13 protein-coding genes and 1 other RNA gene are annotated in these 13,092 nt (G+C 62.4%); 4 read left to right on the forward strand and 10 right to left on the reverse strand.

The annotated features are described in order from the left end of the window. The first annotated feature begins 74 nt into the window (after nucleotides 1-74). Nucleotides 75-1,829: a DNA polymerase gene (locus VJ464_03535; protein ID HKQ04179.1), complete on the forward strand. Its 1,755-nt coding sequence runs from the start codon at nucleotides 75-77 to the stop codon at nucleotides 1,827-1,829. A 66-nt stretch (nucleotides 1,830-1,895) separates the two neighbouring features. On the opposite strand, the gene VJ464_03540 is transcribed toward VJ464_03535, so the two are convergent. The 5 genes from VJ464_03540 to VJ464_03560 form a co-directional block, all read right to left on the reverse strand. Beyond that, entirely contained in the window at nucleotides 1,896-2,951 is a 1,056-nt protein-coding gene (locus VJ464_03540; protein HKQ04180.1) for a tetratricopeptide repeat protein, read from the reverse strand. Nucleotides 2,952-3,211: 260 nt separating this feature from the next. Beyond that, a complete protein-coding gene (locus VJ464_03545; GenBank protein ID HKQ04181.1) occupies nucleotides 3,212-3,448 on the reverse strand; it encodes a PP0621 family protein in 237 nt (78 codons plus the stop codon). Between the two features lie 6 nt (nucleotides 3,449-3,454). After that, a complete protein-coding gene (locus tag VJ464_03550) occupies nucleotides 3,455-4,192 on the reverse strand; it encodes a hypothetical protein (protein ID HKQ04182.1) in 738 nt (245 codons plus the stop codon). A gap of 64 nt (nucleotides 4,193-4,256) precedes the next feature. Then, nucleotides 4,257-4,754, reverse strand: an RNA gene (rnpB, locus tag VJ464_03555) — RNase P RNA component class A. Between the two features lie 116 nt (nucleotides 4,755-4,870). Further along, a complete protein-coding gene (locus VJ464_03560) occupies nucleotides 4,871-7,552 on the reverse strand; it encodes a PQQ-binding-like beta-propeller repeat protein (GenBank protein HKQ04183.1) in 2,682 nt (893 codons plus the stop codon). Nucleotides 7,553-8,148: 596 nt separating this feature from the next. Here VJ464_03560 and VJ464_03565 point away from each other — a divergent pair. Next, a complete protein-coding gene (locus VJ464_03565) occupies nucleotides 8,149-8,544 on the forward strand; it encodes a rhodanese-related (seleno)protein (protein HKQ04184.1) in 396 nt (131 codons plus the stop codon). Nucleotides 8,545-8,667: 123 nt separating this feature from the next. Then, entirely contained in the window at nucleotides 8,668-9,060 is a 393-nt protein-coding gene (locus VJ464_03570; GenBank protein HKQ04185.1) for a cupin domain-containing protein, read from the forward strand. A gap of 21 nt (nucleotides 9,061-9,081) precedes the next feature. Here the strand turns inward: VJ464_03570 and thiL are convergent, their stop codons facing one another. Next, nucleotides 9,082-10,113: a thiamine-phosphate kinase gene (gene thiL, locus VJ464_03575; GenBank protein ID HKQ04186.1), complete on the reverse strand. Its 1,032-nt coding sequence runs from the start codon at nucleotides 10,111-10,113 to the stop codon at nucleotides 9,082-9,084. 101 nt (nucleotides 10,114-10,214) lie between these two features. Here thiL and VJ464_03580 point away from each other — a divergent pair, with 101 nt between their 5' ends. Then, a complete protein-coding gene (locus VJ464_03580; protein HKQ04187.1) occupies nucleotides 10,215-10,739 on the forward strand; it encodes a zinc ribbon domain-containing protein in 525 nt (174 codons plus the stop codon). 50 nt (nucleotides 10,740-10,789) lie between these two features. On the opposite strand, the gene VJ464_03585 is transcribed toward VJ464_03580, so the two are convergent. From VJ464_03585 to VJ464_03600, 4 genes are all read right to left on the reverse strand, one after another. Then, a complete protein-coding gene (locus VJ464_03585; protein HKQ04188.1) occupies nucleotides 10,790-11,149 on the reverse strand; it encodes an iron-sulfur cluster assembly scaffold protein in 360 nt (119 codons plus the stop codon). A gap of 2 nt (nucleotides 11,150-11,151) precedes the next feature. After that, on the reverse strand, nucleotides 11,152-12,363 hold the full coding sequence (locus VJ464_03590; GenBank protein ID HKQ04189.1) for a cysteine desulfurase family protein: 1,212 nt from the start codon (nucleotides 12,361-12,363) through the stop codon (nucleotides 11,152-11,154). 88 nt (nucleotides 12,364-12,451) lie between these two features. Then, on the reverse strand, nucleotides 12,452-12,667 hold the full coding sequence (iscX, locus tag VJ464_03595) for a Fe-S cluster assembly protein IscX (GenBank protein HKQ04190.1): 216 nt from the start codon (nucleotides 12,665-12,667) through the stop codon (nucleotides 12,452-12,454). Nucleotides 12,668-12,701: 34 nt separating this feature from the next. Further along, nucleotides 12,702-13,091, reverse strand: coding sequence for a 2Fe-2S iron-sulfur cluster-binding protein (locus VJ464_03600; GenBank protein ID HKQ04191.1), 390 nt, complete (start codon nucleotides 13,089-13,091; stop codon nucleotides 12,702-12,704). Nucleotide 13,092 lies beyond the last annotated feature (1 nt).

Here is a 13,092-nt window from a genome sequence, read left to right on the forward strand (position 1 = left end):
TATCGGGCGCGCGAAATCGGGTGCAAGCGATGGGCCGGCGCGCGCGAGCGATTTCAACGGCAAAGGCGGACGAATTGAGCGACACACCTTTCACTATCGTCAACAATCGGCAAGACGCGGAACTGGCTGTGAAAGCCATCTCTACGTTCCCCGTCCTCGGCGTTGACACCGAAACCACCGGGCTTGATCCCTATCGCAGCCGCGTCCGCTTGCTGCAAATCGCCACGCCCGAACACGTCTTCGTCTTCGACCTGTTCGCTTATGCGGCGCTTGCCGATGCAAAGCTGCGCCAGTTGTTCGCCGACCCGCAGGTCATCAAGGTCTTCCACAATGCCAAGTTCGATTTGAAGATGCTGCTCCATCACTTCGAGGTCGAAGTGCGCGGCGTCTTCGACACGCTGCTCGCCAGCCAGTTGATCGCCGCGGGCCGCAGCGAAGACCGGCACTCGCTGGCCGCCGTCGTCGAGCGCTACCTCGATCAGACGGTAGACAAATCGATGCAGGTGAGCGACTGGTCGAGAGAGTTATCTCCGCTACAGGTCGAGTATGCGGCAAAGGACGCGGCGCTGCTGCTGCCGCTGCGCGAGGCGGTCACTGAAAGGCTCGCAGAGCTCGGCCTTGCGGAAGCGGCGCGCCTCGAAATGGATTGCGTACTGCCGATTGCCGCGATGGAGCTGGCCGGCATGGCGATTGACGTGACGTGCTGGCGGGCGCTGGTGGTGAATCTCGAACGCGCCCACGACGCGCTTTCGGCCGAGCTGCGCCGCGAGCTGTCGGCGGGCATTCCGCAGTTGTCGCTCTTTGACGAGCCGCCGAAGATCAATGTGGACAGCCCTGCACAGGTGACCGAGGCGCTGGCGCGCATGGGCATCAAGGTTGAAGGCACACGCAACTGGCAGCTTGAGCCGCTGGCGAAAGAGCATCCGGCGGTCGCACGCCTGCTGGAATATCGCAGCGTACAAAAGTTGCTCTCAAGCTATGGCACAGCCATCCTCGATCACGTTCACCCGGTGACCGGGCGCATCCACGCAGACTTTCAGCAAATCGGCGCAACCGGCGGGCGCATGGCCTGTTCAAAGCCGAATCTGCAACAGGTGCCGAACACGCCGGAGTACCGCTCATGTTTTCGCGCTCCCGCCGGGCGCAAGCTGGTGATCGCCGACTATTCACAGATCGAGCTGCGCATCCTCGCCGACTGGTCGCAGGACACGGCGCTGGTCAAAGCTCTGCTGTCGGGCGAAGACCTGCATTGTGTGACCGCCAGCCAGATGTTCGGCATCGCGCTTGACGAGGTGACGAAAGCGCAGCGCGCCGCCGCCAAGCAGTTGAACTACGGCATCATGTACGGGCTGGGCGCGCCGGGACTGGCAGCGCGGATTGATTGCGCCCCGGAAGAGGCCGAGGGGTTGATCCGCAAATACTTCGCGGCCTATAGCGGCGTCGCGGCCTTCCTGCGCGAGGCCGCCGACCGCGCCATCACTCAGCGCGAGAGCCGCACGCGCTCTGGAAGGTTGATTACTTTTTCGTTTGATTCCGGTGATCGCTCACAGGTCGCGGCGAATCAACGGCTCGGCAAAAATGCGCCCATCCAGGGGAGCAGTGCCGACATCATCAAGCGCGCCCTGGCGTTGATTTACGACGCGCTGCACCCGTTTGACGCGCGCATCGTCAACTGCATTCACGACGAGATTGTCATCGAGGTGGCCGAGTCGCAGGCGGGTGAGGTGGCTTCGCTGCTCGATCACCAGATGGTCGCGGCGGCGCGCGAGTTCATCAGCAGCGTGCCGGTCACGGTTGATGCGATCATCAGCGATGCCTGGTTGAAGTAGAAGCGGTAAGCCAAAAATCGAAAAGCGTCGCCGACTGCTCTGTCTATAGTCTGCGGCGCTTTTCGCTTAGGAGGTATAGGCACTGCTACATGAACAGCCATCAATTTTCGTCTGCGGTGGAAAGAGGGTCGAGGTGCTGAAAAGCGCCGCCAGGTGGCGTTCGGCTTCGGCCTTCCAGTTCGCGTCGGTTGCCGAGCCGAGGAACTGTTGCCAGTCGCGCCGCGCTTCACTGTAGCGCACGGCACTCTCGTAGGCGAGGGCACGGTTGAACAGCGCCTCGCTGTAGGCGGGCGTGATCTCTAGCGCGCGGCTGAAACTGTCAATCGCCGCGTCATAACTCTGTAGCTGAAACTGCGCCACGCCGAGATCATTGAAGAGTTCGGCGGTCTCGACGCCGCGCGCCCGCAACGATGTCAGGATCGCCTGCGCCTGCCGCGCCTGTTCAGGGCGGTCAAAGGCGAGGTAGGCGCGCGCGAGCATCTGCCGCATCTCGGTAGAGGCATCGGCGCTTTCAGCGGCGCGCAATTCGCCCAGGGCGCGATTCAAATAAAAGTCGGGCGAGTCGTTGCTGCCGCGCGTCGCCACATAGGGCGAGTAATCAAAACCACCCGAAAAGCGAGTGGCGCTGCGCCGTTCGCCTTTCATCGCCTGGGCCAGCGATTGCCGCGCCGCGTCGCTCGCCGGCTGGCTACGCATCATTAAGTAGATGCCGCCTACAATCACTGCACAGATGATCATGGCCGCGGCGGCAAGCGGCATCCGAAAGCGATAAGCCCAGCCGCGACGCGGCGCGGGGTCGGTTTTTTTACCCGTGACGGGCGCGGCGTTGCGGCCTTCGCTCGCTTCGATCATTTGCAACACTCGCGCCGTCTGCTGTTGAACCTCGGTGCTCGACGGCGGCGGCAGCTCGGCCAGCTCAGCTTCAGGAAAGCGCGCCAGCACGACGAGCAGTTCACGGCAATCCTCGCACCCGGCAAAATGCTGTTCCAGGCGGTCCCGCAAGGCGGCGGGCAATCGGTTTTCGGTGTAATTGAGGATGTCGGATTCGGTCGGGCAGGCAGTGGCGTCGGCGCGCGGTGGCTTGCTGCCAAGCAAGTTTTGCAATGATTCGGTAAAGCCCATCTCTCTTCTCCCAGGATCGTGCAGTTATTTAAGCGGCTGTGTCTTATTAATATTCAGCGCATCAAACCGGCGGCGGATGGTGCCGGCTCTGTCCACTGGCTGAGAACTTCAGACAATCAATCGCGGCTGTCAGGTGGCTGCGTCGCTTCCAGCGCCGGCGCGGCCCGTGGAGCAGTTTTTTCTGCCCTCATAAAGGATAGACGGAGAAAGTAGGCCAATTCGTGCGAAAATTTTTCGTCCGGGCGATTTTTTTTTGCGTCTCAGGCCCGCCGCGCCTTTTGCTCCAGGCATTGACGCGAGCAGAAATCGCGTCCGCCAACGGCCAGGGCACTGCTTTGGGTAATAAACATCCCGCAACTCTCACAACGCACCATCGAGGCGGCCCGCGCCCCACGCCCGCCACGGCTGGCGCGCGCCGGCGACGGCGTCACCAGCCAGCGCACAAAGCGCCAGGCCAGGTAAGCAAGAACGCAGTAAAAAATGAATCTAAATAACATTTCGGCTTACTGCTCTTTCGGAATCGTCACCGGCTTGCCGGCTTTCAAGTCCGTCAGCATGTTCTGCAAAGCGCCGAGCCGCTTGTTGGCCGGGTCGGCGTCGCGCAGGCGATTGAGCGCGTCTTCGGTGCCCGCCGCGTCGCGCTTGACGGCGTAGGCTTCGACCAGGTGGCCGAGCGCGTGAGCGTCTTTGGCGTTCGCCTTCAGAGCGATCTGCAATTCCTGGATGGCGCGGTCGGGTTGCGGCGGCTGGCGCTGAATCAGCGACGACGCCATCTCGATATGCAGCGCCGTGTTATTCGGCTCGATCTCTACAGAGCGCCGGAACCAGGTGTCGGCTTCGTCATACTGTTTCTGATCGGCGTAGTAGGTGGCGATCAACGGCAGCGCCCCCAGCAACTGCTGATTGGTCTTGAACTCGTCGGGCTTGAGCGCATAAGCCTTCTTGAGATAGTCAACCGTTTCGGCCTCTTTGCCGCTCTGGAAGTAGACGCCGGCGGCGTCAATCTGCGCCTGAAAATCTTGCGGGTTATTCTTGGCCTTAGCGATGACCTGCTGCACCTGGCCCATCACCGCCTGCTGATCGCCTGAGTTGCCCGCCGCCGGCATGCTGCCCGGCATGGCGCTCGCCGTCGGCTCGACCGCCGGCGCGTGATTGCGATTGTAACTTGAAACCCAGAGGAAGCTGATGAAGAAGCCGACAGCCAGCCCCGCAAGGCCGACAAAATACTTGGTGTTGTTCACGATGCCTCTCCGAAGCCAATCAACCTTGCGAGCGCCGCCGCATCCAGCCTGCGGGGCGCTCACGCTTTGGAGTGAATCTGTAAGCCGAATTCTGTTCCGCCTCTCTTTGTATTCAGCGTCGCCCGAAGGCGCGCCGGCGTGAGCATAAGAGAAGCGGCGACGGTCATTCATCTAGGCGGCGGATTGCTCCGCGCGCTCAAGCGACCTACCCGGAGACTGTCGCGCGCCGCGCAGGCCGTAGCCTGTCGCAAGCGCGCATCGGACGGGCCGTCCTGATGACGTCTCCCTATTTGGTCTTGCACCACGGAGAGTTTGCCTAGCCACAGTGTGTCGCCACCTGTGCTGGTAGGCTCTTACATTAAGCCTTGCGGCCCTACCGTTTCACCCATCACCTGATCTGCCGGCCCTTGCGGGCGTGCAGCCATCGGCTGGTCTGTTCTCTGTTGCACTTGTCGTCGGGTCGCCCCGCCTGGCCGTTAGCCAGTCCGTTGCCCTAGTGGTGTTCGGACTTTCCTCTCGCCCGCTGATTCGTCAGCGGGCCAGCAACCGCCCGATTCACTCCAAAGATCCGTTGATGATTATAACACAGCGACGCCGCGCCGCTGTAGCGCGGCAAAGAAGAAGGCGGAGCCGCACCGCAGCCCCGCCCATCGCGTTTCGCGTTTTGTAATTAACGCCTCACTCGTCGTTGCTGCCGGCGACCGCCGCGCTCCCGTCCGGGCGGTATGGCGCGGACGCCACCTGACCGGGATTGACGACGCGCAAGGTATAATCGCCGAGCGCCTCAAGCACACGCGACGAGATGACCACCGTGGCGCGGTCGGCGCGCAGCGATTCGGGCATCGCCTGTCGCACCACCGCATCACCTTTGACGAACTCGACCAGCGCGCCGCGCCGGAAGTTTGCGCCGGCAATCACTAGCCGCACCTGTCGAGCGTTTTCAGCAAGCGCTTCGAACTGCACACCGGCGACCACCGGCCCGACGACGTTGAGTGCCGCCTTTTGCGAGGTGACGCCGTCGCCGCTATTTGGATTGACCACATTGAATTCGAGCTGGCCCGGCTGTTCGAGCAATTTCTTCAATTCGTCCTTCAGCGTGATGACCAGATGTGTGCGGTCGCGGAAGCGCACCTGCGGTCGCGCTAGTTGCAGGTTGAAGTCGCGCCCGTTGCCGACATAGACGCGCGCGCCACGCCGAAAATCCTTGCCGCGAATATCTACGCGCGCCTTCACGGTTCCCGCCATCACTTGTTTCTGCGCGAAGCTGACGATCTGCGGCGCATGCACGTCAATCGTCGCCGCGTCGCTTGCCGCGCCTTCCGGGTTGCGCACCGTCACGGCGAGCTTGCCCGCCTCCTGCGTGAACTGTTGGGGAACGCGAACGTTGATCAGCGAGCGCCCGGTCAGGTGAAAGGCACTGGCGGGCAGCGCCTGGCCATTGATTTCGACCGCCGCCCCGTTGCGGAAGTTTGCGCCGCGAATCCGCAAGCCGAACGCGCCGTCGCCGGCAACCACGTTACTGTTCACCGGTGCCAATTCCGTGATGCGCGGCCCGTAAATCAACAGGTCTTTATTGTTCGCCGATACCAGATCAGAGACCGCCAGATCGCGCACCAGGACTCTCAACTCTCCCGGCGACTGCAATAGGTCGGCAGGCACCAGCGCCTGAAGCGTGCCGGCATTCACCTGCTGGGTGTCGAGGGCACGTCCGGCAACGAAGATGGTCGAGCTGGCGCGAAAGTTTCGGCCTGTAACTTTCAGCACAAAAGGGGCGCTCGGCCCGGCGACTTCCGCCGGACGAACGTCGTCGAGAATGGGCGCGCCGGGCCGCACCACGCGCAATTCATGCGGCGCGGAGAGCGTGCCGTTCGCGCCTTTGACTTGAATGCTGATGCTTTTGACTTCGTCAAACAGAGAGCGCGGCAGGCGGGCTTCCAGGGCGCGACCGTTCTGCGCAACTTCAGCCGCCATCTCGACACCGTTGACGAGGATCGAAGCGCCATCGCCGAGCCGCTGTCCGGCGACGACGAGTTGCAGATTCTTTAAACGCCCCTGCTCGACTTCGGCAGGCCGCAAGGATTCGATCAGCGGCGCGTTCGGGTCGGGGGTGTCGGGCTTGATCAGGTCGAAGTTGATGACGATGATCTCGTCGCCGCCCTGCGACGAGTGAACCGCCGCGACCGTCTGCGTCTTTTCGCTCAAGGCCAGGCGGCGCAGCTCGCTGCCGATAGCCTGGTAAGACTCCAGCTCGCCGGTCTCGGTGTTGAAGGCGAACAGCACACCCGTAGCCGAGGTTACAAACGCCACCGAGGCGTCGGAGGTGAAGGCAACGTTGTTGGCGCGCGAAAATTCAATGCCCTCGGGTGGCGCAAACTCCGATTGCGCGAACAGGCGTGCGTGCTGGCTCTTGAGGATGGTGACTCCGCCGCGCTTGTCGCTCCCCTCGCGGCGCAGGTTGGTGACGGCCAGCAGCTCGCGGCCCTCGGCGGCGCGCGCCGTCGTCAGGCGGTGCGGCGAGCTTGCGGCGATGGCGTCGAGCAGGATGCCGCTGTCGCTATCGAGCGCAAAGACCTGCTCGCCCTCGGCGGCAGCAATATAAACCATGCGTCCGTCGCCGCTGAAAGCCGGGTTGTTGGCTTCGTCAAAGCGCCCGCCGGACGGCGAAAACGTCCCGACCTGCGCGAGCGCCCCTTGCCCGTCAAGGTTGAACAGCGACAAGGTATTTGCCGCGACGCTTGCGACCGCCACTCGGCGCGTCTTGCCATCATCGAACAGAGCGACTTCCGATGGCTTGCCGTCGAGCTTCGCTTGCGCGATCACCTGCCCTGTCTCTACGTCGAAGGCAAAGAGCGCTTGTTCTTCGCCGCTTGAAGCGATCAGGCAGAGCTTGCCGTCGCTGGTCAGCAGGGCGCGCGTCGCCTGCGTCAAGGTGGCCTTACCGGGCAGGACGAGCAGCGCTTGCAGCTCAAGCTGTTTGGCGCGCGTGGCGTCGATGATGCTGATGGTCGCGGGGTGGCCGTCCGCAGGATCATTCGCAGATGGCGCGGCGAGCAGGCGGCGGCCCGCGGTTTCGACCAGCGAAAGCGGGCCGACCGATTCGCCGACAACCAGAGACGACATCACGCGCCCTGACGCCACGTTGAAGCAGACGACCGCGCCCGCCGTTACCGACGAAACGAAGCCGACCTTGCCGCTACTGGCGATCAGCGGCTGCGCGAACTCGTCGAGGATCATCGTCCGCGGCAGCGCCACGGCGCGGCGCGCGCCGAGTTTGGCCTGGCGGTCGCTCGCCTGCACGACGACGAAGCTCAACAAGAGCAGGCACGCAATCAGGGTCGCAAGTTTTTGATTGAATCTCACGTTGCTCTGTCTCCCAGGTCTTTATGATACCACACGCGCGGGGCGACGCGCCCGTCTTAACTTGCGGCCATCTTATGCCTTCCACGCCCACATCGCAAGAGGATTAGCGGCTGGGGGCTAGGATGTAGCGCAAGGCGGTTAGCTTGCGCGAGTCGCTATGCAAGCTAACCGCCTTGCGCTACACGGCAAACGCAATCGATAACGGCCCCCAGTCCCTGGCCCCAGGGCCTATTCATTCTCGAATAACCATGGGGATATAAACCGCCAAGATGCCAAGACCGCCAAGAAAAGCTCTGTGTTCTCTTGGCGTCCTTGGCGTCTTGGCGGTTCAAGTCCGGAGAATGAATAGACCCTGTCCCTGGCCCCGCTCTTCTAGCTTTCACCTGAACGCGCATGGCAAAATAAGAGTTCCGGAAAGTCTATACAGGAGAAGCGCAATGAACCTCAGAAAATTCGCGCTATTGATGGCGGCGATACTTGCTCTGGCAATCGTCGCCGACGCGCAGCGCACGAAGTCAAAGTCGAAATCGAAATCAAAAGCTAAAACATCAGCAAGCGCGACCAGCACGACCCCCGCTATGGCCGCCGATCCGGCGATGCAGCCCATCACGCCGACGCCGCAGGCCGCCGAACATAAGGTCGAAGGCGAAGTCCCGCGCATCACGGTCGAGGAGCTGAAAGCCAGGCTCGCCAAAAACGCGCCGGTCTTCATCATTGACTCGCGCAGTCAGGGCTCGTACGACAACAGTGAGATGAAGATCAAAGGCGCGGTGCGCATCCCGATGGATGAGATCGAGGCGCGATTGAGCGAGATTCCACGCAACCGCGAGATCGTCATCTACTGTACCTGACCGAGCGAACACACTAGCGCCCGTGTGGCGCAGATGCTCCTCGACAAAGGCTACAAGCAGGTAAGCGCTCTGAAAGGCGGGTGGGATGCGTGGGTCGAGGCCGCCGGCCCCGCCGAACCGAAAGACAAACCGAAGCAGTAAGCGACACGGGGACGCGGCGACCGGAGTCGTATAGCTTTTGCATATAGTCTCTTGTCGTTACGACATCTCGCCGTTATCTCCCTCGCCGCGTCACCGTGTCCCTGCGTCTCCGCGTCGCTCGTTATGATCGTCAACAACCGCCATCGCGCCAGCGTCATCAAGACCCGCCACGGGTCAGAGATTCGTCCGCTCGTTGACCGCACGACGAGCGCCATCACCCGGTGCAGCCTCGCCGAAGAAGTGCTATTGCCCGGCCAGGCGGTAACACCGCACCGCCACCGCGAGATCGAAGAGATTTACTACATCGTCGAAGGTCGCGGCGTGATGACGGTCGGCGACGAACAGCAAGAGGTCGCGGCGGGCGACGCTATCTATGTGCCGCGCCACCAGCGCCACACGCTCAACAACACCGGCACCGAGCCGATCCGCCTGTTGCTGGTCTGCGGCCCCGCCTTCTTTTATGAAGATGAAGTTCTGGATAAAAACGAAGACACGAACGAGGAGGCGAACGAGTGAAGGCAACGCCAACCGATGCGCTCAAATCTGATGCTCGTATCCCGCAGGGCGCAGTGCTTCGAGCCGGCCATCGCGTTCCAGTCGTAGCCCGCCGCCCGCAGTAATCTCGCCAATCGCCGTGATCGGCACCGCCACTTCGCTCGACAGGTTGCTGATATGCGCATGCTCTTCGGGACGCGCGGTGAATAACAGCTCGTAGTCTTCGCCGCCATGCAAGGCCAGCCGTAGCGGTTCGCTCGCTAGCTCAACGGCAAGCGAAGTCGCCGCACCGGCAATCGGAATGGACCCGGCTCTGAGGATTGCTCCGCAACCGCTTTCGTCGAGAATATGCGCGAGGTCTGTGCTAAGGCCATCGCTGACGTCAATCATCGCCGTCGCCAATCCGCGCTCGCCGAGCATGCGGCCTAGCGCGAGCTGCGGCGCGGGGCCGAGATGTTTCAGCATAGCTGCGGCGCGCGCCGCACTCATATCGCCTTCGTCATCGGCAGCATCATCTGTCAGGCGATGGCCGCGCTCCAGTAGCAACAGCCCTGCTATTGACGCGCCAAGCGCGCCGGTCACATAAATGAGATCGCCGGCTTGCGCGCCGCTCCGACGGACGGCTCGCCCTATGCCGCACTCGCCGAGCGCAATCGTATCAATGAAGAGTGAATCAACCGAGCTTGAGGTGTCGCCGCCGATGATCGCCACGCCGCTCTGTTCCGCATAAGCCATCAGGCCATCGAATAGCGCTTCGATGAACAAGGGCGATAGCGTGGAGGGCAGCGCGATGCTCACCATCGCGTAACGCGCCGCGCCGCCCATGGCCGCGATGTCGCTCAGAGTCACCGCCAGCGCCTTCTGTCCCAACAGTCGCGGCGGCGACCAGTCACGGCGGAAATGGACGCCTTCGGCCAGCAAGTCGGAACAGGCTAACAGCTCGTGCGCGCCGCCGATCTGCAAGACCGCCGCGTCGTCGCCGATGCCGAGGCTAACGCCCGCGGCGGCGCGCGCGCGGGCGCGTAAGCGGGCGATGATTTCACGTTCGCCGGGCATGGCCAAGGATGTTATCACCCGCGCGCCGCCCGCAACAATTACTGTAGAATCGCCCCCGGCCCTGTTGTAGAATGCAATCGCTCTGCCTCCGAGTAGTCACCCAAGCTGGATAGCTTTCTATGAAATCACCTACAGGCGAACTACTCCATCTGCGGGCCGAGGCGAATGCAGAACGCCAGCCGACCGGATTCACCGGCGGCCTTGACCTGTACGACGAGCTGGCCGATTTCTTTAGTCTTTCGTCCGAAGCTCAGCCAACCGATCACCGCTTTGAAGCTCGACCTGCGACCGCGCCGCATGCGCAGCCGTCCGCACAGACGCCCCCCGTCGCCGTTGAGACACCGCCGCCAGCGAACAGCGGCGTGCTTTCACCATCAGAAGATGTCATCCGAATCACCGGCGCGCTCGAAGGCTTTGTGGCCGCGAAAACCGCAAGCGCCGCAAAGAACACCTGTGGTGATTGCGGCCAGCTATCCGACAGCGGCGAGTTGTTCTGTATTCACTGCGGCGGGCTGCTTGAACAGGTGGCGGCGAATGCCGAAACCGCCATCGCCCTGGCGGGGCTCTGCGACGACTGCGGCATGATGATCGAAAACGACGAAATCTTCTGCCCGTCGTGCGGCTCGGTGATGGCAAACGCCTGACCGTAGGCCATCACCGGCTCGCTTCAATGCAACAATCCAAAGACGCGATTTCAGCGGCGCGCATCCGCGAGCGCGGCGCGTAAGGCTTCGATGGCCAGGCTGGCGCAATGCTGTTTGGCGACCGGCAAGCGGCCGAGCGCATCGGCGACATCTTGCTTCGTCATCGCTTCAATCTCGACGAGCGCCCGGCCAATGATCAACTCTGTCAGCACCGAAGCCGCGGCAATCGTCGGCGGGCACCCCGAGGCTTTGACGCGCGCCTCGCTCACACGGTCTCCGTCCAGGCGCACCGTCAGCCGTATGCGATCCATGCAGACTTGATTCGTCACATCGCCGATGCCTGAAGGATGCTCAAGCTCGCCGACGTTGCGCGGATTGGCGATGTGCTCGGCCACCTGCGGCGTGTACATAATTATTGTGAAGGGGAAAACCGCGAAAGGCCGGATTCCATGCCCGTCGCTTCTTCGTCTGGGCGCATCTCGCGCAAGCGAGCGACGATCTCTTCGAGCGCGGCCAGCGCCGTATCGATCTCCTGGCGCGAAGTCAGCGCGCTCAGGCTGACGCGCAAGCTGCCGCGCACCTGCTCGCGCTCAAGGCCCATCGCCGTCAGCACATGGCTCGGCTCTAATGATCCAGAAGCGCACGCCGAGCCGGTAGACACGGCGATGCCCTGCAAATCAAGCGCGATCAGCAAGCTCTCGCCGTCAACCCCGGCGAAGCTCAGGTTCGATATGTTCGGCACTCGCTGCTGCGCGTCGCCGTTCACCTGAACACCATTGATGCGCGCCATCACTGCTTGCTCGAAATCATTTCGCAATTCGCGCATCCGCTCGCCGCGCTCGTCCAGATGCAAGCGCGCGAGCTCGGCGGCGCGGCCCAGGCCGACAATGCCGGCGACATTCTCTGTGCCGGCGCGGCGGTCGCGCTCGTGATGCCCGCCGGTCATCTGCTTTGCCAGGCGCACGCCTTTCTTGATGAACAGCGCGCCAACGCCTTTCGGCCCATGAATCTTGTGCCCCGACAGCGACAGCAGATCAACGCCGAGCCGTTTCACATCAACCGGAATCTTGCCGACCGCTTGCACCGCGTCGGTGTGCAGGTAGAGATGCTTCTGCCCGCGCTCGCGGCGATCACGGACGATGGCGGCGATGGCTTCGAGAGGTTGAATCGCCCCGGTTTCGTTATTGGCGTGCATCACGGAGATCAGTGTCGTGTCGTCAGTGATAGCAGCGCGCAGATCATCTACGCAGACGATGCCGTTAGCTCGCACCGGAAGATAAGTCACTCTCGCGCCTGTCTGTTCGAGGGCCTGACAGGTGGCAAGCACCGCCGGGTGTTCAATCTGCGTGGTGATGAGATGACCGTCGTCGTGCGCCGCGGCGATGCCGCGAATGGCGAGATTATCGGCTTCGGTGCCGCCGCCGACAAAAACGATTTCGCCGGGCGCCGCGTTGATCAGCGCCGCAACCTCGCGGCGGGCGCGCTCGACGATTGCCTTGGCGCGCTGGCCGAAGCCATGCACCGATTGCGCGTTGCCATAGACTTCACTGAAGCAAGGCAACATCGCCTCGATGACTTCGGGCAAGACGGCGGTCGTCGCGCTGTTGTCTAAGTAAACCCTCATCGCAGTTGCCAGTTGCCAGTTGCCAGTTGCCAGTTGTCAGTTATCAGTTGTCCGCAGGGCACCGTGTCCGGCAACCGGCAACTGACAACTACCCATGCTCTTCCTGCCACTCGTCGTACCAGGCCATCTGGATGGCTTCGAGCTTCTTTTCGTTCGAGCCTTTCGGGTCACCGGTGAAGCCGTCGAGCGCCAGCACCCAGTGATAGAGGTCTGTGAAGCGCACACTCAACGGGTCAACGTCCGGGTGCGCTTCCAGCAGTCGTATGCCGATCTCTTCGACGTCCGTCCAGTCCACTTCCGCCATTGGGCCTCCCTTTCATAAACCGCCAATCGTCAACTCAATCAGCGATCTCGACCGTCACATCGCCGCGGACGACCGCCTGACAGCCGAGCCGCGAATGCAGGGTGACGCTGTCGGCCATGTAGACGCGGTCTTCTTCGTCCTCGTCCATCTCTGTCAGGTTCGCTTCGCCCTGTTTGACGATGACGTGACAGGTCGTGCAGGCGCAGTTGCCGCCGCACGAGTGCTCAAGATCGATGCCATAGTTGAGCGCGATGTCGAGCAGCGAGCCTTCCCTGCCGTGTTCGTGGTACGGCGTCACGCCCGGCTGGTATTCGACCGTCACCGGCGCTTCGCCTTTGCGCAAGAATGTAACCTGATACACTTTTTGTGCGGCCTCCGGCCGTTCATCGATCACGGCGCTGCCGGTTGCTTCTTTTGCTTCCATA

Source organism: Blastocatellia bacterium (assembly GCA_035275065.1).
In the GTDB taxonomy this organism is placed as follows: Bacteria; Acidobacteriota; Blastocatellia; order UBA7656; family UBA7656; genus DATENM01.

Coding starts and splice junctions, on each gene's coding strand:
- VJ464_03540 (HKQ04180.1), bottom strand. CDS start 2,951: ATGGGCTTTACCGAATCATTGCAAAACTTGCTTGGCAGCAAGCCACCG.
- VJ464_03580 (HKQ04187.1), top strand. CDS start 10,215: ATGAAATCACCTACAGGCGAACTACTCCATCTGCGGGCCGAGGCGAAT.
- VJ464_03600 (HKQ04191.1), bottom strand. CDS start 13,091: ATGGAAGCAAAAGAAGCAACCGGCAGCGCCGTGATCGATGAACGGCCG.
- iscX (HKQ04190.1), bottom strand. CDS start 12,667: ATGGCGGAAGTGGACTGGACGGACGTCGAAGAGATCGGCATACGACTG.
- VJ464_03585 (HKQ04188.1), bottom strand. CDS start 11,149: ATGTACACGCCGCAGGTGGCCGAGCACATCGCCAATCCGCGCAACGTC.
- VJ464_03545 (HKQ04181.1), bottom strand. CDS start 3,448: ATGTTATTTAGATTCATTTTTTACTGCGTTCTTGCTTACCTGGCCTGG.
- VJ464_03590 (HKQ04189.1), bottom strand. CDS start 12,363: ATGAGGGTTTACTTAGACAACAGCGCGACGACCGCCGTCTTGCCCGAA.
- VJ464_03570 (HKQ04185.1), top strand. CDS start 8,668: ATGATCGTCAACAACCGCCATCGCGCCAGCGTCATCAAGACCCGCCAC.